Origin of the sequence: Paracoccus wurundjeri (genome assembly GCF_030678915.1) — a bacterium.
Taxonomy (GTDB): domain Bacteria; phylum Pseudomonadota; class Alphaproteobacteria; order Rhodobacterales; family Rhodobacteraceae; genus Paracoccus; species Paracoccus onubensis_A.
Window position 1 is genome coordinate 41162 of record NZ_JAUUTZ010000011.1, and the last position, 17664, is coordinate 58825.

General features: G+C 57.6%; 16 protein-coding genes. 9 read left to right on the top strand and 7 right to left on the bottom strand.

From position 1 onward, the window contains the following. The first annotated feature begins 4 nt into the window (after window positions 1-4). The 4 genes from Q0601_RS12440 (at window position 5) to Q0601_RS12455 (ending at window position 4289) form a co-directional block, all read left to right on the top strand. Window positions 5-889, top strand: a complete 885-nt coding sequence (locus Q0601_RS12440; RefSeq protein ID WP_305290156.1) for an ABC transporter ATP-binding protein — start codon at window positions 5-7, stop codon at window positions 887-889. After that, entirely contained in the window at window positions 889-1707 is an 819-nt protein-coding gene (locus Q0601_RS12445) for an ATP-binding cassette domain-containing protein (protein ID WP_305290158.1), read from the top strand. The genes Q0601_RS12440 and Q0601_RS12445 overlap by 1 nt, the downstream gene beginning before the upstream one ends. 22 nt (window positions 1708-1729) lie before the next feature. Then, window positions 1730-2908 carry a M20 aminoacylase family protein gene (locus Q0601_RS12450; protein WP_305290159.1) on the top strand — a complete coding sequence of 393 codons (1179 nt, stop codon included), beginning with the start codon at window positions 1730-1732 and terminating at the stop codon, window positions 2906-2908. Between the two features lie 91 nt (window positions 2909-2999). After that, entirely contained in the window at window positions 3000-4289 is a 1290-nt protein-coding gene (locus tag Q0601_RS12455) for a PQQ-dependent sugar dehydrogenase (RefSeq protein WP_305290160.1), read from the top strand. Window positions 4290-4337: 48 nt separating this feature from the next. Here the strand turns inward: Q0601_RS12455 and Q0601_RS12460 are convergent, their stop codons facing one another. The 4 genes from Q0601_RS12460 to Q0601_RS12475 form a co-directional block, all read right to left on the bottom strand. Then, on the bottom strand, window positions 4338-4925 hold the full coding sequence (locus Q0601_RS12460; protein WP_305290161.1) for a nitroreductase family protein: 588 nt from the start codon (window positions 4923-4925) through the stop codon (window positions 4338-4340). Window positions 4926-5008: 83 nt separating this feature from the next. Beyond that, window positions 5009-6646: a serine O-acetyltransferase gene (locus Q0601_RS12465; RefSeq protein WP_305290162.1), complete on the bottom strand. Its 1638-nt coding sequence runs from the start codon at window positions 6644-6646 to the stop codon at window positions 5009-5011. Between the two features lie 113 nt (window positions 6647-6759). Continuing rightward, window positions 6760-7188, bottom strand: coding sequence for a carboxymuconolactone decarboxylase family protein (locus tag Q0601_RS12470; protein WP_305290163.1), 429 nt, complete (start codon window positions 7186-7188; stop codon window positions 6760-6762). Beyond that, entirely contained in the window at window positions 7178-7762 is a 585-nt protein-coding gene (locus Q0601_RS12475; protein WP_305290164.1) for a carboxymuconolactone decarboxylase family protein, read from the bottom strand. Before Q0601_RS12475 ends, Q0601_RS12470 begins: the two co-directional genes overlap by 11 nt. Window positions 7763-8249: 487 nt before the next feature. Here Q0601_RS12475 and Q0601_RS12480 point away from each other — a divergent pair, with 487 nt between their 5' ends. From Q0601_RS12480 to Q0601_RS12500, 5 genes are all read left to right on the top strand, one after another. After that, window positions 8250-9206: a glycosyltransferase gene (locus tag Q0601_RS12480; protein ID WP_305290166.1), complete on the top strand. Its 957-nt coding sequence runs from the start codon at window positions 8250-8252 to the stop codon at window positions 9204-9206. A gap of 111 nt (window positions 9207-9317) precedes the next feature. After that, a complete protein-coding gene (locus tag Q0601_RS12485; protein WP_305290167.1) occupies window positions 9318-10943 on the top strand; it encodes a glycosyltransferase in 1626 nt (541 codons plus the stop codon). A gap of 7 nt (window positions 10944-10950) precedes the next feature. Beyond that, window positions 10951-11850: a glycosyltransferase family 2 protein gene (locus Q0601_RS12490; protein ID WP_305290168.1), complete on the top strand. Its 900-nt coding sequence runs from the start codon at window positions 10951-10953 to the stop codon at window positions 11848-11850. Window positions 11851-11899: 49 nt separating this feature from the next. Then, window positions 11900-13015, top strand: coding sequence for a hypothetical protein (locus Q0601_RS12495; protein WP_305290169.1), 1116 nt, complete (start codon window positions 11900-11902; stop codon window positions 13013-13015). Window positions 13016-13121: 106 nt separating this feature from the next. Beyond that, window positions 13122-14330 carry a polysaccharide pyruvyl transferase family protein gene (locus Q0601_RS12500; RefSeq protein WP_305290170.1) on the top strand — a complete coding sequence of 403 codons (1209 nt, stop codon included), beginning with the start codon at window positions 13122-13124 and terminating at the stop codon, window positions 14328-14330. 201 nt (window positions 14331-14531) lie between these two features. Here the strand turns inward: Q0601_RS12500 and glf are convergent, their stop codons facing one another. Genes glf through Q0601_RS12515 form a run of 3 tightly spaced genes read right to left on the bottom strand, consistent with a single transcriptional unit; the run spans window position 14532 to window position 17621 of the window. Then, window positions 14532-15677, bottom strand: coding sequence for a UDP-galactopyranose mutase (glf, locus tag Q0601_RS12505; RefSeq protein ID WP_305290171.1), 1146 nt, complete (start codon window positions 15675-15677; stop codon window positions 14532-14534). A 34-nt stretch (window positions 15678-15711) separates the two neighbouring features. Continuing rightward, window positions 15712-16380, bottom strand: coding sequence for an ABC transporter ATP-binding protein (locus Q0601_RS12510; RefSeq protein ID WP_305290173.1), 669 nt, complete (start codon window positions 16378-16380; stop codon window positions 15712-15714). Next, entirely contained in the window at window positions 16377-17621 is a 1245-nt protein-coding gene (locus Q0601_RS12515; RefSeq protein ID WP_305290174.1) for a hypothetical protein, read from the bottom strand. The genes Q0601_RS12510 and Q0601_RS12515 overlap by 4 nt, the downstream gene beginning before the upstream one ends. Between the last annotated feature and the right edge of the window lie 43 nt (window positions 17622-17664).

Sequence of the window (17664 nt, forward strand, 5' to 3'; positions counted from 1 at the left end):
CCGGATGAGTCTGCTCGAGATCACCAATCTGAATCTGGCCATGCGCAGCTATGAAGGCGAAACGCAGATCCTGCATGGTATCGACCTGAAGATCGAGCGGGGCGAGATCTGGGGGATGGTGGGTGAAACCGGCAGTGGAAAATCCCTGACCGGCTTATCCATCTCGCGTCTGATTCCGGCGGCGACGGGCCGCTACCTTGCGGGGGCGATCCGGTTCGAGGGCACCGATGTCCTGAACGCCACCGAACGCGAGATGCGCAAGCTGCGCGGTCGCAAGATCGGCATGATCTTTCAGGATCCCACGACCAATCTTAATCCGGCTTTCCGCATCGGCACGCAGCTTGTCGATGTGGCGCTTCATGCGGCGGAACATGATCCATCCGTGCTCGGTCTGAGTGGCAACGCCTCCCGGCGCGAGCGCCGCCGCGCTGCCCGCCAGGTGGCGATCGAGATGCTGGGCAAGGTTGGCATTTCCGATCCGGCCGAGCGTATCGATGCCTATCCGCACCAGTTCTCGGGTGGGATGCGACAGCGGATGCTGATCGCCATGGCGATGATCGGCAAGCCGGATCTGCTGATCGCCGATGAGCCGACGACTGCACTGGATGTTTCGGTTCAGGCGCAGATCCTGAGGCTGATCCATCAGCTTGTGCTTGAAAGAGATATCGGTGTGCTGATGATCACGCATAATCTGGGCGTGGTTGCGCAGCTTTGCAGCCATGTCGCGGTGATGTATCGTGGCCGTATCCTTGAAACCGGCCCGGTGCGGACGGTTCTGAAGCAACCGTCCCATGCATATACCCGGGCCTTGCTTGCGGCGATTCCCACGGTTCATACGAAACGGGGTGAGTTGCGCGGCATCGGCGATATCATGGCGGAGGCGGGTTGATGAGCCTTGATATCCTGAATGTGACCAAGATCTTCGGCCCGGCCCGTGGAGGAATTCTGTCTCGGGACGAGGGATTCCGCGCATTGGACGATGTCAGCCTGCATGTGCCAAAGGGCAGCAGCTTTGGTCTGGTAGGCGAATCCGGATCCGGTAAGACCACACTGACGCGCTGCATCCTGCGGCTGGAAAATCTGACCCGGGGCAGAGTGCTTTACGAGGGAACCGATATCCATGGGCTGGCCCAGCGCGATTTGCGGCGGTTGCGGGCGCGGCTTCAGATCGTGTTCCAGGATCCCTATGCTTCGTTGAATCCGCGTATGACGATCCATGATATCGTCGCCGAACCGCTGCTGATTCATCGCGATCTGTTCCGGCTTTCGGCCCGCCAGCGCAGCGAGCGGGTGCTTGAACTGCTGGAGCAGGTCGGTCTGCGGTCCGAGCATCTGTTCCGTTACCCGCATGAATTCTCGGGCGGGCAGCGGCAGCGTATCGGCATTGCCCGCGCCCTTGCATCGCGCCCGGATTTCCTGATTCTGGACGAGCCTACTTCGGCGCTGGATGTCTCGGTTCAGGCCGATGTTCTGAATCTGCTGCATCGCCTGCAACAAGAACTGGGCCTGACCTATTTCTTCATCAGCCATGATTTGGGCGTCATTCGCTACATTTGCGACGACGTGGCGGTCATCTATCGCGGAAAGCTGGTCGAACAGGGTCCGGTGGCCGAAATCTTCGACCGGCCTCGAAGCGATTATACCCGGATGTTGCTGGCAGCGATGCCGGATCCCGATCCCGACAAATCGCCTTTCCGGCAATCCTAGACCGCCTGAAAATGAGACGCTGATGCCTGACCTGAACCACCCGGAACTCGACTCCATCGCCAAAAAGGCCCGCGAATGGCGGCGTGCCATCCATCGGCAGCCTGAATTGCTGTTCGATCTGCCGCAGACGGCGTCTTTCGTCGCGGACAAGCTGGGCGAATTCGGCTGTGACGAGGTGCATCGCGGTATCGCCGGATCGGGCATTGTGGCGATCATCAACGGTATGGGCGGCGCCGGGCGCAGCATCGCCCTGCGCGCGGATATGGATGCGCTGCCGATCCAGGAGCGCACCAATCTGCCTTATGCCTCGGCGGTGGAGGGCCGGATGCATGCCTGCGGCCATGACGGCCATACGGCGATGCTGCTGGCAGCGGCCTGTCATCTAAGCCGTCATCGCGATTTTCCCGGCCGCGTTGTTCTGATCTTTCAGCCTGCCGAAGAGGGCGGAGGCGGTGCCCGCGTGATGATAGACGAGGGGCTTCTGGACCGTTTCGCAATCGATGAGGTCTATGCGCTGCACAATCGTCCGGGGCTGCCGGTCGGGTATTTCGCGTCCCGGCCGGGACCGATCCTTGCTGCGGGTGATCGTTTCGTGATCCGTCTTCAGGGGCGCGGAGGTCATGCCGCATCGCCCCATCTGGCCCGGGATGCGATCCTTGCGCAGGCCCATCTGGTCTCGGCCTTGCAGATGATTGCGTCCCGCAACACCGATCCTCTGGATTCGGTCGTACTGTCCGTCACCTATCTTGAGGCGGGAAACCCCGACGCACTGAATGTCATACCGGGCGAAATCCGCATTGGCGGCACCATGCGCAGCCTGCGCCCCGAAACGCGCAGACAGGCCGAGGCCCGGTTGCGCGAGATCCTGTCCGGTACGGCGGCGGCATTCGGCGTTGATGCCGAACTTGACTGGCGTCCCGGCTATCCTGTGACGATCAATGATCCCGATATCGCACATGCGGCGCTGGACGCCGTGCGGGCCATTGCGCCGGATGAGCGTGTCGACGACAGTTGCCCGCCGGAAATGGGCTCCGAGGATTTCTCTTACATGCTGGAGCGTTGTCCCGGCGCGTTTGTCTGGATCGGTAACGGCGATAGCGCCGATCTGCACAATGCCGCCTATGATTTCAACGACGAGGCGATCATTCATGGCCTCCGTTTCTGGCTGGGCATCGTTCAGGCGCGGGCGGCATTCCGGTAGCCGCATAGCTGCGGAAATAGCCCTTTTGCCGATGGTTTGACGGCAGCATCTGCCCGGGTAGACTGCCGGCAGAAACAGATCGGGGCATATCATGGATCTTATGGCGCGAGTGACCGCCGTAGTTGGTGGCGTAATGGTAATGCTGCGGCGGGTTGGTGCGCCCCGGACGCAGGCAGTGGGCACCAAGCCGGTAATCCCGTCGGCAAGGAAACAAGGGATCATGACCCTGAAGATGCCTACCGCGAAAGGCTGGGCGTCCGGGCAGCTTCCCATGGCGGCCCCGGGGCTGAAGGTCAACGCTTTCGCTTCCGGTTTGGATCATCCGCGCTGGATCGAGGTGCTGCCGAACGGCGATGTGCTGGTGGCCGAAGCGAAAGAGCAGCCCAACCCTCCCAAGACGCTGATGGACCGGGCCACGCAGGCCACGATGCGGCGCGCCCGCGCGATCGGCGTCAGTGCCAATCGGATCAGCCTGTGGCGTGACGCGGATGGCGACGGTGTGGCGGAACGGCGCGAGGCTTTTCTGGAAGGCCAGAATCAGCCCTTCGGCATGGCCTTGGTGGACGGTACTTTCTATGTCGGGAATACGGACGGCATCGTTGCCTTTCCATATGAAGAGGGAGAGACGCGGTTGAAAGGCCCCGGCCGCAAGCTGGTGGAGTTCAAGCCGGGCGGTCACTGGACCCGCAGCCTGATCGTCTCGCCTGACCAGAGCAAGCTTTATGCCGGCGTCGGATCGCTTAGCAATATCGGCGATCAGGGCATGCAGGCCGAAGAGGGGCGCGCGGGGATCTGGGAACTCGATCTTGCCAGCGGAGCGGCGCGTATCTTCGCCTCGGGCCTGCGCAATCCCGTCGGCATGGCGTGGGAGCCTGTCACCGGGGCCCTGTGGACAGTGGTGAACGAGCGCGACGGGCTGGGCGATGAAACGCCACCGGATTATCTGACATCGGTCAAGGAGGATGGCTTTTACGGCTGGCCCTATTGCTATTGGGGCCGGACCGTGGACGATCGCGTTGCACAGGATCCGCAGATGGTGTCGCGGGCGGTCACGCCGGATTATGCCCTTGGCGGCCATACAGCGTCATTGGGGTTGTGCTGGATGCCTGCGGGCACGCTGCCCGGCTTCTCCGAGGGTATGGTGATCGGGCAGCATGGATCGTGGAACCGCTCGGTCCTGAGTGGATACCGGCTGATCTTCGTGCCCTTCGAGAACGGACGGCCAGCGGGGCCGCCGCAAGATATCCTGTGGGGCTTTCTGTCAGAAGACGAGAAATTCTCCTACGGTCGCCCTGTCGGCGTTGCCATTGGTCCGGACAAGGCGTCTTTGCTGATGGCTGACGATGTCGGTAACGTCATCTGGCGGATAACCGGGGCTTAAAAATATCCCGGTCCGGTTCCCGTTCACGATGGCAGATTGCGGCGGTTCCTATCCGAAGGTCCGGAAACGGTACGAGTCGTCGATGAAGGTTTTTTCCGCAACCTGCGCCTCGTTCGAGCCGAAGGGCAGTTGCGCCCTCAGTTTCCACGATTCGGGCAGATCCCATGTCGCGGCGACCTTGTCATCGACCAGCGGGTTGTAATGCTGAAGGCTGGCGCCGATTCCGACATCAGCAAGCGTGGTCCAGACGGCAAGCTGGGCCATGCCTGTCGAATGTTCTGACCAGATCGGGAAGTTCTCGGCATAAAGCGGGAATTTTTCCTGTAATTCTCCGACCACGGATTGATCCTCGAAGAACAGGACGGTGCCTGCGCCCGCCGCGAAGCCGCCGATGCGTTTTTGTGTCTTGGGGAAATCCGCCTCGGGGACGATAATGCGCAAAGCTTCTTCCACCAGATGCCAGAATTTCCGGCTTTCCTCGCCGAACAGGATCACCGCCCGCGAGCTTTGCGAGTTGAAGGATGACGGCGCCTGGCGGATGGCCTCGCGGATCAGGCGGTCGGTTTCCTTCTTCGGGATCGGCAGGCTTTCCCCCAGCGCATATTGCGAGCGGCGTTTCAGCAGATTGTCCAGCATGGCGGATTCCCGGTCAGTGATTGAAGTGACGGAAGGGTGGCGTGTCGGGGTCGGTCCTTCCGCGGTCGCTCGGCTGTTTTGCCTCAAGGCGCGGTGCCGTTCAAGCTGGGCTTGGCCTGAGTGACAATGGCGCCCGGCGGGACTGAATCGGTCAGCCAGACGCCACCGCCGATGAGCGCGCCCTTGCCGATCTCGATCCGGCCAAGGATCGTTGCGCCGGCATAGATGACGACATCGTCGCCGACCAGCGGATGGCGGGGCAGACCCTTCACCAGCCCGCCATCGCCATCGCTTTCGAAACGTTTCGCCCCAAGTGTGACTTGCTGATAGATCCGCACATTGCGGCCGATCACGGCGGTTTCCCCGATCACCACGCCAGTGCCGTGGTCGATGAAGCAAGCCGGGCCGATCTTCGCGCCGGGATGAATGTCGATGCCGGATTGCGAATGGGAATGTTCGGCCATGATCCGCGCCAGCATCGGCGCACCCAGCCCATAGAGGCTGTGGGCGATCCGATGGCGCAGGATCGCGGCGATGCCGGGAAAGCACAGCACGATTTCGTCGAGGCTTCTGGCCGAGGGATCGCCCTGAAAGGCAGCATTGATGTCGGTATCGTGCAGGTCGCGGATCTGCGGGAGCCTGGCCATGAACGCATCGGCGGTGGTATGGGCGCGCCGGCGGCAGGCCAATTGTCCGGCATCGGGTTGCAGCAGCCATTCAAGCTCCAACTGCTCGGCCAGACGTTGGCGGATGGATCGCAGGGTTTGTGCGACAAATGTGTCCGCGACTTGCGTATCCAGCCCGGCCGGGCCGTAATGGCGCGGATAAAGCGCGCCGACGACATTCGACATGAGACGGATCACCGCAGGACGCGAGGGCAGGCGCGGTGTCGGCCGGCCGGGATAACGGCGTTGCTGCGAAGTGATGCGGAGCAGTCGCAGTTTTTCGGCGATGGCGTCCAGTTCTCTGTCATGTGGATTCGGAGTGCCGGGCTGCGACAGGGCATTGGTGCTTTTAACGGGGGGCAGGATCGGATTCTTTCGTCTTGGTTTGATGGAGAGGTTCTGTACTCGTCCCGCCGGACCCAGTGCGGGGGCCCAATCCGGGCGCTTATCCCGGGGCAGGGCGACGAGTGCGTCGGTGGGAAGCTGGTCCAGAAAGTAACCGGCAGCATCCTGATCAAGCACAAGATCGGCGCCGGGCAATTGCGATATCTGGGCGGCATGAGTCACGATCCGGTCCAGCCCCAGGCAAAGATGCGTGTGGTGATAACGGTCCAGCAGCGTCATGCGCCAGATCAGCGGTGCGATTACGGCGTCTTGTGCATCCAGCACCGGCATCGGGCCGCGATCGCTGAAACATCGCTCGATCCGCAGCATCGTGTCGCGCAACAGATGGATGGCGATGTCCAGATCGCGGTGGTTCGCGGCGCCTGTCACCTCGGCCAGATGAGCGTCGGCGATGACCGCATGACCGATCAGTTTCTGCTGCCGCGCACGCTGCTCCGGATCGCTGGAAAACAGCGCGCCGGGGCAAAGCTCATCCAGCAGGGCGAGAATGGCCAGTGGTTCGCGGATGACAAGTTCCTGCCGGAAGGGGCTGGTCAAACGCAATTCGGTATGCGTGCCTGTGCCGGGTCGGACAGGGCGGCCGCAAAGCACCATTGCCAAGCCGGTGCGCTGCGCCGTCAGGCAGCCCGGTGCAGCGATCAGACGTGGCATGTGCCGACCCGAAAGCGCTGTCACCTGGCCACAGCCTGGGCTGCGCATGCCCCCTGTCCCCGGTTTTATTGCTTCGGGCCTTACCGCTTCGCGCCCCATCGTTCTGGGCACCGTCATGCATCATGCCTTGATACGGCGGCATGGAGACTGCCGCTGACCTCGGCCACTGTCGCGACCAGATCGACCAACTCGTCCGCATCCACTCCGTTCGAGACGAGACGCTTCAGTTCGAAACGGCCAAGCGAGGGTTGTTTGCGAGCCAGCGCACCCGCCGCTGTCGCCAACGCGCCCAGACGCCCCGTCAACGGCGAGGGCAGGCCCTCTTCCAACAGAAGGGCGATGGCGAACGGGTCGCGCAGTGCAGTCGTAGCCATCCGGGCATGATGGTGCGCAAGCTCCATATGGCCCGCCTCGCGACTGACGACCAATGCCACCAAAGCCCGCTCGCCCTCGTCCAGGCCCTGCGCCCGGCGGAACAACCCCTGACGAGGATGAACAGAGGCATGGAAGATGCCCTGCTGAATGCTGGTGTCAGACATCATGACTGTATCCTTCCCGGGCAAGGGGAACAACATTCTGGCGGGCAATGGCGCATTGTCGCAGGCCGGCGATCATGCGGACCTGAAAGATGATCAGGGTCATGATCCGCGATACGACGCCAAGTGCATCGGCGCTCCATCCCAGGGTGCGGGCCTGACCCCGGCGATCGTCCGTCAGCAGGGCCTGGATATGGGCAAAGACCACCGCCAGCCGCTCGCCGATCAGGGCGCGGCTCGTGGGGGCGGGCAGATGCGGGGCGGGATGATGCGCGGCGGCGCGGCGGGCTTCGGCCTCGATCACATGGGCCAGCACGGGACCGGCCCCATCGCTTTTGGCCAGCAAGGTGAGATAACGGTCGACCAATTCGCGTTCGTGATGAAGCGCAGCCACATAGACTGCGATGGCGCGCCGCTCGATGATAGAGACCGGTCCGGCCCGTTCGGGTGACAGCAGATCGCGTTCGCTCATATCGATGGCGCAGATCGCATCACGCTGATTATCGACGGCTTTGCGCAACCCCTTGTCCAGAGGAAGCCTGGTCAATGCGTCATTCAGACCGGTGGATATTCGAGGCATGGAGACATCCCCTTCAGCGTGTTCAACAGACCCGGAACGGGCCCATTTCCAAATCCATCATGCCAGTCGGAGGAAGAAAAGACGATAAGATAGGTCATGTTTTTTTACATACCGATGGAGAACAATTTTTTACCTGCGGTGCCGATTATTGTGCCCGTTCTTCCTGAAACTTCGCCTTTAAATATTCGATAAGCGGGCGGTCGGTGCGCGACATTGCGATTTTGATGGAAACTGTCGCAGGCGGAAAAAGAGTGGATTGGACCATTCCATCTGCATGGGGTCTCACGAGGCGGTAACAGACCCAGAGCAGGCGCTGCGCGAAAATTGGCAACAGAGTCCCGATTGTACTCGCATTCAGGCGAATTTCGGCATATTCCGCCCCGGATCGGCGGATCATGGCCCGGAACCTCTTGGCAAAATATTGCCGGTGTTATCTGCTGGGCGTGATCCGGTAGCGCAGCCCCTGGGATATCAGTGATGGACGAAGATGAAGATCGCAGCCGTAATAGTGACCCATAACCGGATCGAGAAGCTGCGCATCACTGTTACCCGTGCGCTTGCGGAACCGCTGGATGATGTTCTTGTCTTTGACAATGCCTCGTCCGACGGCACCCCGGAATGGCTGGGGCAACAATCTGATCCGCGCCTGACGGTCCTGCGCAGTGAACAGAATATTGGCGGTGCGGGCGGTTTCTCGGAAGCGCTGCAACAGGCAGTGGAACTGGCGGATCCGGATTGGGTCGTGGTCATGGATGATGACGGCCGTCCGATGCAGGGCGCCGTTGCGGTATTCCGCAAGATGCAGCATGGTGAATGGGATGCGGTTGGCGCCGCGGTCCTGACCCCGGATGGCGATGTCTGCGAGATGAACAGACCCTATCGCAATCCGTTCTGGCATTTCCGCGAATTCGCCAGAACCCTGACGGGGCAGGGGCGTCGCGGCTTTCATCTTGCGGATGCTGCCTATGCCGAAGATGCCGAAGCAATCGGGATCGACATGGCCTCCTTTGTGGGATTGTTCCTGTCGCGCAAAGCGATCGCATGTTGCGGTTTTCCCGATGCAAGGCTGTTCATTTACGGAGACGATCAGCTTTACACGCTTCAGATGCGCCGCAAGGGATTGAGGATCGGTTTCGTGCCGCAAATCCGCTTCGAGCATGACACCGCGTCGCGGCAAGGTAATGGCGGGGTCGTATTGCGGCCGGTCTGGAAAGCCTATTACATGTATCGCAACGCTTTGATCGCCTATCGCGTGGCCGCCGGTATCTGGTTCTGGCCACTTGTTCCCCTGCTTGTCGCCAAATGGCGCCGGCAGGCCCGGGATTACGGATCGGATGGCGAGCGTTTCCGGCAGATGCTGAATATCGCGGTTCGCGACGGGCTGGCGAACCGTCTGGAGCGTAGCCATCAGGAAATCCTGCATCGCGCGGGGGCTGTTCTTTAAACCCATAAGCGATTGTCGCCGCTCTCACTTCCACTTTTGAGATTGTTCCAGTACATAGCCCCTGATGACTATGATGCGCTTGGAGGACCAGCTTGCCGCAAGGAATGCAGTATGTACAACGTTCATGATGTGCCTGTCGCTGTCTCTCCGGAAGCGTCAAAGCGCCTGCAGGCCGAAATCGAACATATCATCGGTATCTACAGGGTTCTGTATCCGACCGAAAACCTGGATATCTTCCTGTATGAGGGAAATAATCCGATCTGGGGGCGGCCTTCCATTCATGAAGGAAAGGCGGTTCTTCAGCCTGCACATCTGAGTCCTGAATTTCTTGGCCGAATGGAATGCCCGGGAACGGATCGGGCCGGACCGGTCATCACCATATTCGTTTCGATCCCGCGCGAAGCGTCGCCGGGCGAAGTCAAACGTCAGGATCCGGATTGGCGACCCGTCCGGCCGCTTGGCGCGCTTTATGCCGCCGCGCCGATCCTTTACGAGGATATCCGCTACCGGGCCGAGATGCGGCGGAAGCGACTGGCCGAGAAGCGTCATCAGTATGTCAGTCTGCCTTTCAGCCGGGGCAGCTCACTGCTGCCGGCTGTACCGGAACCGGATAGCGACAAGGCGCCGGCAATCCTGATCGGCATGCATTGGCTTGAGGTCGGCGGTGCCGAGAAACTGGGGCTGGACTCGATCCATTGGGCGCTCGAGGCAGGTTTGCGGGTCTTCGTCGTTGCCGGAGTTCCGTCCCTGCAGCGTCTGGCGTCGAAACTGCCCGACAGGCCGGATGTCACTTTCATCCGCCTTGATCGCTACTTGCCCGACGATCAATGGCCGCGCTATCTTGAAAATCTGATCCGGGCCGAGAATATCAGAGTGGTTCACAACCACCATTGCCGCCAACTTTATGACGCCCTGCCGCAAATCCGGGTGATGACGCCCTGGGTCAAGACCATCGACAGCACCCATGTCGTCGAATATGCGGATGGCGGATTCCCCCGAATTTCAGGCGTATGGTCGAATTACATCGATATTCATCATGTCATCAGCAGGCAGCTGGCGAATTATTATCGTGATCATTTCCAGGTACTGCATAACGTGGTTCTTGGCCGGATGCTGGACCCCAGGGATGACCGGAAGGTGCTGCCTCCGATATCCATGCAGACCGCCCAGAACTCCTTGCATATCAGTTTTATCGGGCGGATGTATTACCAGAAGCGCCCCATCGTGCTTGCCGAGATCCTGAAATCCCTGACCGGTTGGGCGAAAAAGGCCGATATCGATCTGCGTGCCACGATCGTTGGCGAGGGACCCTATCTCGCACCCCTGACACAACTGCTGCGACGCCTTGGCCTGCTTGACAGGGTAACGCTGGAACCCGCCGATTGCGATGTGCCCGCGCTTCTTGATCGCTCGGACATCCTGTTGTTGCCGTCGAATAATGAAGGACTGGCGCTGGTCTGTTACGAGGCGGTCGAGCATGGATGTATCCCGATCTCGACCGATGTCGGCGCGCAGAATGAAATTATCCCGGAAGATCTGCTTTTGCCGCTTTCTCCGCGGGAAACCGTCAGCACATGTACAGGCATTGTCGAGCGGCTATGGCGGGACAGGGATTTTCTGGATCGGCAGAAAGCCGCGTTGCATGCGGCCTGGGCCCGGCTTTCTGCGGACCCGACCGCGAAAGAGGCATTGATGCCACATTACCGGGATGCCGCCGGAACTGTCGGGAAGGGATAAGTGGATCATGGCCCTGCTGAACAAGATTGCTGCCGTCATCGTGACCTTCAACCGCTCGGCCAAGCTGATGAAGGTGCTGGACGCGCTGCAAAGGCAGACTTTGGCGCCGGAAATCATCCTGGTAGTGGATAATGCCTCGACCGATGACACCATGGCGCTGGTCGAGGCGCGCGCAAAAGAAATGCCTTCCATCCGTTATCTGCGCCTGCCGAAGAATATCGGCGGGGCAGGAGGGTTTCACGAAGGGATCAAGGCGGCCTATGAACAGGGGGCCAATTACTTCTGGATCTCGGATGACGACGCCTATCCCGAACCGGACGCGATCCGGAAGCTGTTGGACGCGCTTCATGAATTCGAAAGCAATCACCAGTGGCGGCCCAGTTTCGCATGCTCGCGCGTTGAGTGGATCGACGGCGGCCTGTGCGAGATGAATACGCCGCGGGCGGTCTGGGACTGGGCGCGTTTTCTGCGACCGGAAAAACCCTGGGCGCTGGTGGATTCATGTTCTTTCGTATCGGTCCTTATTCCGCGCTGGGCGGTGCAGGAACATGGTCTGCCGATCGCGGATTATTTCATCTGGTTCGACGATGCGGAATATACGCGACGGTTGTCGAAATCCTATCCGGGCATCTTCTGTCCCGAAAGCCGGGTCATCCACGACACCCCCGATAATCGCGGTGTCAATTTCGGGCTTATCGATGAAAAGAGTCTCTGGAAGTTCAAATACGGGGCCCGTAACGAAACCTCTTTCCGCAGGCGTGAACAGGGGCTGCCGGGTGTTATGGCCTATGCTTACGGCGTACATCAGCAGATGAAGCGGGGCGATGTGTCCTGGAAGCTGCGCGGTCAGATCTTCCGCGCCATTCTGCGGGGTGTGGCGTTTCGGCCAAGGATCGTGAAGGTGTAGGGAATGATGGATTGGCGGATTCCGCTTGGCGAAAATAAAGGAAAGTGATTTGAAGCTCGTTATATTCATTGGTCACTTCAAAACCGGATCTACATCTATACAAAGCTTTTTGTCGAGCAATTACTTGCGTATGTTGCAGGCCGGAATATTATACCCTTCGGTTGATTCCAAAGGAATTGCGCGTAATTTGCGAGTGGCCATTTCAGGAAAAGATATGCCTACTCTTGGGGAGAGCTTGAATATAATAGAACCACATAACGCGCTGGCGCTCAAATTAAAGAACGAAGAAGATCAGCACGGTGTGCCATCTTATTATCCGCACTTGCCGAGTGGCTTTCAGATGTTTGAAATGATAGAAAATCAAATATCTGATTTGAATCCGCATTCTGTTATTATTTGTTCAGAAGTTTTTGCGCTCTTAGGGTTAACCGAGCAGCGTAAAAGTATAGAACGGCTCGCCAAACGCTTCGCAAAATATGACGTTACTATATATTGCAACTTACGCCGCCCTGATGAATATATATCTTCATGGCATCGGCAACGGTTGAAATTTGGTGCTAAAATTGGCAAGTTGTCCGATAATGCGCTTGAGGAATATTTAGATACGGCCCACTTTCAGCAGGATAAACTTATCGAGGGGTGGATCAGGGACTATTTCTTTGACTCAAAATTAGTCGTCCGGAATTTTGATGAGGTTAAAGCGGCGGGTGGGGCTGTAAAGGATTTTATAAAGCAATCGGAAATTCCTTTTCCGGAAGATATTGATTTTCCGGAAAATCAGAACCCATCAGTTCCGTGTGCGTTTGCGGAGATAGGCAGGAGAGGTCTACATGATCTTCCGCGCAAAGAAGCCAGACAACTGGTTGGCTGGCTCGCCTCCGGCAAGGCGAGACATGCTATTCCCCATCCCACCGATAATGAAATCGAGATGTTTGGTCCTGAAAATCGCGAAATCTTGTTGAACAAATTTCGGCCAATAGCCGAACGATTGAATGAAATTACTAAAGTTAGACCATTCTATCATGATTTGGAGGATTTTGGACGCTGTCGCTCCATACCCGAAGCTGAGGCGGTTGAAGCGATTTTCTCTGAGCTTGTTCAGGAAGCCAACTTACAGAAATTACCAAAGCCCATTACCGATTGGCTTGAAAATTGGAAGCATTGAGATTTGTTAAATTGTACAGGTATTCGTTTTCCACCTTATAAGAGCCATAAGGTCGCAACTCAGGCCGGGGAATGGCCTGCATAGACACGAAGAAAGTAGGAAAATAATGAGAATTCTTTTTCATGGTCCGGGAACATCATCCTACCTCCCGGAGATCAGGCTTCCAAGTACATCCGGGTTAGGGCATCCCGCCACAGAGAATTTGATAGGTCTGAGAGCGACTCATAACCTTACAAGCAATCGTGGTAATCTCATTCATGGCGAAGCTCCAAGCCGAATTCTTGAATGTGATCGACGTAGATCAGCATTTGCCAATCTTGGTGCATTACATCGTCAGTTTGGCGATCGAATAGGTGAGGTTCTTTCACAGCGCTTCGATCTTTTGGTGCTTTCCGCGGCTAATTTTATTTCGGTGACCAAAGAACTTATTCGACTGAGAGATGCGCTGAATGCTATCGGTGATTCTGTTCCGTTTATTGTGCTTGGGGCAGGACTGCAAGGGCAACCTGAATTGTCTCAGATGCACCCTTCTGTCCAAGAAGTTTTGGATATCTATAATCGTCGCGCATTGATCTTTGCCGTTCGCGGCTATGAAACGGAAGCTTGGCTTCATAAAAATGGCTTTGCCAATGCCCGTGCATTAGGTTGTCCAAGCATGTTCGTATTTCCTTCGTCCATTATGTCCTTAAGTCACAAGACCCTTGTAATGAAAGGCGAGCAAGCGGATGTGATGACTGCCGGTTACCTGACAGTAAAGGGTGGAAGGAATTATAACAGAGGCGTAAAACTAGCTAAAGCACTGAAAGATATGCGTAGCTCGTATGTCTTTCAGGATGAGTTTTTCGCTTATGAAGGGCTCCTGAAGAAGAAGGGTTCCTTCAACGACGCAACATGCAGGGCGGATCGCGATCTTCTAAACGAGTTTCTTAGTAGGGAAACCGGCGTTTCGGTAAATATGCAGAACTATTATTATTTTTCTGAGACCTCCGCTTGGCGGCAGGCCGCGCTAGCGCATGATGTTTATATTGGAGATCGATTCCATGGTGGTATTGCTGCTTTGCAAGCCGGACGTCCCGGAATTTTTCTTTGTCATGATAACCGCGTCGCCGAGATGACAGATTTTTATAGTCTTCCACGGCTGACGACAGATGAATTGCTTTCCGAAGGTGTAGTTAATGTCATTGCGTCGCGTTTGAATGCTGACACCATTAAGCGTCTCAAGGAAACTTATCTGAAACGATTAGTGGATTTTAAAAATGTGATGAGTAAACATAATCTGCGAGTGCTTGTGCCAACTCCGGATTTGAAAATATAAAACCCATTCTTCCTCTGGGGCGAGTTTGATTATTTCGAATGCTTTTTCCAAGCGAAGGGCGTATTATATGATGGTTTTAGGCGTTGCTGGGATGTAAAGGGTGTTGAATTTTCACGCGACGTAAGCCCTCTTGTGAGGGTGCAGTAGTTTTTGCATATGTGACCCGTATTTTACATTTGGAATCAACAATATATCAACTGGCTAAAGTGGGGGTTTGACGAACGCCGGTGTCGTTCGGCCCGAGGCGGTAAGGTTCAAAAACACCCCCGCCGTATCAAGCGCTTCCCGGATTGTCACATCCATGTCGAGATAGCGGTATGTGCCTAGCCGCCCCACGAAGGTAACACCTTCGGTCGCCTCGGCGCGGGCGACATAATCGCCAAGCAGGGCTTTCTCCTTGACCATCCGGATCGGATAATAGGGGATGTCGTCAGGTCCAGCCTCACGGCTGTATTCACGGTAGCACACGCTGGCGTCGTGCGATTCCCAGGGCGAGAAATGCTTGTGCTCTGTGATCCGGGTATAGGGTATGTCGCGGTCGCCGTAATTCATGACCGCGCAGCCCTGATAATCGCCCTGATGGGTAAATCGCTCGAAATCCAGCGTGCGATAACCCAGCCGGCCAAGCTCGTAACCGAAAAAACCGTCCAAAGGGCCGGACCAGAAGATATGGTCCACATCCGAAGCCATGTCGGGCGTATAGGGCGTGGACAATTCGACGGTGATATTCGGATGATCGAGGATTGCTTCGATCATCGGGGTATAACCATCGCGTGGCATTCCCTGGAACCGGTGAAAGAAATAATTGTCGTCGTAATTGAAGCGCACCGGCAAGCGTTTGAGGATCGAGGCGGGAAGCTCCGTAGGCGAGCAGCCCCATTGCTTTTCGGTATAGCCCTTGAAGAATGCCTCGTAGAGGTCGCGGCCCACGAAACGCAGCGCCTGTTCCTCGAAGGTTTGCGGATCCGTGATTGTCTGGTCGGCCTGTGCGGCGATGAATTCCCGCGCCTCGTCGGGGCGCAGGGTCTTGCCGAAGAACTGATTGATCGTCAGCAGGTTGATCGGCAGGGAATAGACTCCGCCCTGCGCAGTCGTCTTGACCCGGTTCTGGAAGGGCAGAAATTCCGTGAAGTCATTGACGTAATTCCAGACTTCCTCGTCATCGGTATGAAAGATATGCGGCCCGTAGACATGCATCATCACGCCGGTCTCGGCATCGCGGCTGGTATAGCAATTCCCGCCGATATGATCGCGACTGTCGATGACCCGGCAGCTATGTCCTGCCGCAGCCAGCTTGTGGCCGATCACTGCGCCGGACAGCCCGGCCCCTACCAGAAGTATCTGCATGTCCGGGAGTTTCTCCTTTCTGCAGCAATGTCGTTTATTGCCGTATGGGTTTTTTCATATTGGCCAGATGTATCTGGACGGCTTGGTCCAGATCCTCATAATAGGTCAGGCGGCCGTTTTCCAGAACCGCGCCGGCATCGCATATCTGCCGCAGCATCCGCATTGAGTGCGAGACCACGATCGCGCTGGCCTTGCTCATCCGGTCCTTGAAGACCGCGTTGGATTTTTCCTTGAATGCCGCATCGCCCACGGCCGATACCTCATCCACCAGATAGGTATCGAACGGCACGGCCATCGAGACGCCAAAGGCCAGCCGTGCTTTCATTCCCGAAGAATAGGTGCGGATTGGCAGATAGAAATGCTCGCCCAGTTCGGCAAAGTCTCGGACGAAATGGATCATTTCGTCTGTATCCACACCATAGGTGCGGGCAATGAAGCGGCAATTCTGTTCGCCCGTCAGCTCACCGTTGAACGAGCCGGCAAACCCCACCGGCCAGCTGATCGTGCCATCGGAAAGGATGTCGCCCGAGGTCGGCAGCATCTCACCCGAAATCATCCGCAGAAGTGACGATTTTCCGGCGCCATTGCGGCCCAGCAATGCGACCGAGACGCCGGTCGGAAAAACAATACTGATCCGGTCTGCGACGGTCTTGCGGCGGCCGTTCAGGACATAGGTTTTGGTCAAAGCCTGCAGCCGGATCATCGCCTGTCACGTAAGCTGTAGAAGACCAGCACCGCGATGATCCACAATACCAGCAGGAAGCCGGACAGGATCAGAAGCAGCTTGGCACGTTCGGGGTATTCGGCATCCTGGGCAAGCGTCGGCTTCACATAAGCGGCGAGATAGCGCGACTGGCGCGATGCCTCTGCCCGCGCGGTGTCATAGGCGGCCAGCGCGGCGGTATAGGTGCTTTCCGCGAATTCACGATCGACGGCAAGCGATTCATATTGCCCGACGACATCCGAAAGTGCCTCTCCGGTGGCGGTTTCCGAGCCGAATTTCTGCCGTTCGGCACCGATCTGTTCGCGGATCACGTCGATGCGCAACTGGGTTTGCTCGATCCGCGGATCGGTCGGCTGGGCATTGGCCTGCAAGAGGCCGATCTGCACGAGCGCCTCGGCAAGCTGTTGTTGCAGCGAGGTGACGACCCCCACCTGGCTTTGTACATCCGCGGTCGGATCGACCATCTGATGGCGGTTGCGAAAGGTGGTCACTGCCTGACGCGCAGTCTTGAGACGTTCCAGTGCCTCTTCAAGATCAACCCGGGCATAGCGCAGCGCATCCTCGCGCGCGACGTCATTCAATTCATTGATCAGAAGCGTGCTTTCGTCGTAGATCGCCTGGGTTATCGCCTGGGCATCCCGGGGATCGAAAGCCAGAACCCGAAGATCAAGCATCCCGTTATCGTAATAGACGCGGACCTTACGCTCCCATTCTTCCAGCAAATTCTCGAGGGACTCGCCGCCGGTATAGGAAAAGACCGGATCATTCTGTGCCTTGGACCATATCTGCCGCAAATTCAGCTTTTTATCGACCCTTGCCACAAGGTCGTGGCTTTGGATGAACTTGTACAAAATATCCGTATCGCTGCCGGAGTTATCGGTGATTCCGGCCAACGAGGTCAATCCGCCCAGCACTTCGCCCGAGGCGATCGGGCTGGTTTCACTGCGCACCGAGAAGCCCAGATATGAGGCATATTGGTCGGATGCCTGCGCCCACAGATACCATGCAGAGACCGCGATTGGCAGAATAACCCCCAGCACGAAGCTGAACAGGATCACGAAATGCCGGCGGTGCAGCCTGGCTTTGCGGGCGGTGGGCTGAATCGGCGGGTTGTTGGGCTGCGCAGGCGCAGCTGCAGGTGCCTTTTGGGCCGCCAGTTTCATTTCGCGCCGCTTCTGCACATTACCGGGAACCGGCTTACCGCTTTGGCCCTCTTTCACCTTTGCCCCTTTGCGCTGCTTTTCGCCCATAACGTCCCGGGAA

What these genes read in the sequence shown, in the direction of transcription:
- Q0601_RS12510 (WP_305290173.1), bottom strand. Translation starts at nt 16,380, where the DNA reads ATGATCCGGCTGCAGGCTTTGACCAAAACCTATGTCCTGAACGGCCGC.
- Q0601_RS12480 (WP_305290166.1), top strand. Translation starts at nt 8,250, where the DNA reads ATGAAGATCGCAGCCGTAATAGTGACCCATAACCGGATCGAGAAGCTG.
- Q0601_RS12440 (WP_305290156.1), top strand. Translation starts at nt 5, where the DNA reads ATGAGTCTGCTCGAGATCACCAATCTGAATCTGGCCATGCGCAGCTAT.
- Q0601_RS12490 (WP_305290168.1), top strand. Translation starts at nt 10,951, where the DNA reads ATGGCCCTGCTGAACAAGATTGCTGCCGTCATCGTGACCTTCAACCGC.
- Q0601_RS12445 (WP_305290158.1), top strand. Translation starts at nt 889, where the DNA reads ATGAGCCTTGATATCCTGAATGTGACCAAGATCTTCGGCCCGGCCCGT.
- Q0601_RS12485 (WP_305290167.1), top strand. Translation starts at nt 9,318, where the DNA reads ATGTACAACGTTCATGATGTGCCTGTCGCTGTCTCTCCGGAAGCGTCA.
- Q0601_RS12450 (WP_305290159.1), top strand. Translation starts at nt 1,730, where the DNA reads ATGCCTGACCTGAACCACCCGGAACTCGACTCCATCGCCAAAAAGGCC.
- glf (WP_305290171.1), bottom strand. Translation starts at nt 15,677, where the DNA reads ATGCAGATACTTCTGGTAGGGGCCGGGCTGTCCGGCGCAGTGATCGGC.
- Q0601_RS12465 (WP_305290162.1), bottom strand. Translation starts at nt 6,646, where the DNA reads ATGCCACGTCTGATCGCTGCACCGGGCTGCCTGACGGCGCAGCGCACC.
- Q0601_RS12460 (WP_305290161.1), bottom strand. Translation starts at nt 4,925, where the DNA reads ATGCTGGACAATCTGCTGAAACGCCGCTCGCAATATGCGCTGGGGGAA.
- Q0601_RS12475 (WP_305290164.1), bottom strand. Translation starts at nt 7,762, where the DNA reads ATGCCTCGAATATCCACCGGTCTGAATGACGCATTGACCAGGCTTCCT.
- Q0601_RS12470 (WP_305290163.1), bottom strand. Translation starts at nt 7,188, where the DNA reads ATGATGTCTGACACCAGCATTCAGCAGGGCATCTTCCATGCCTCTGTT.
- Q0601_RS12455 (WP_305290160.1), top strand. Translation starts at nt 3,000, where the DNA reads ATGGATCTTATGGCGCGAGTGACCGCCGTAGTTGGTGGCGTAATGGTA.
- Q0601_RS12500 (WP_305290170.1), top strand. Translation starts at nt 13,122, where the DNA reads ATGAGAATTCTTTTTCATGGTCCGGGAACATCATCCTACCTCCCGGAG.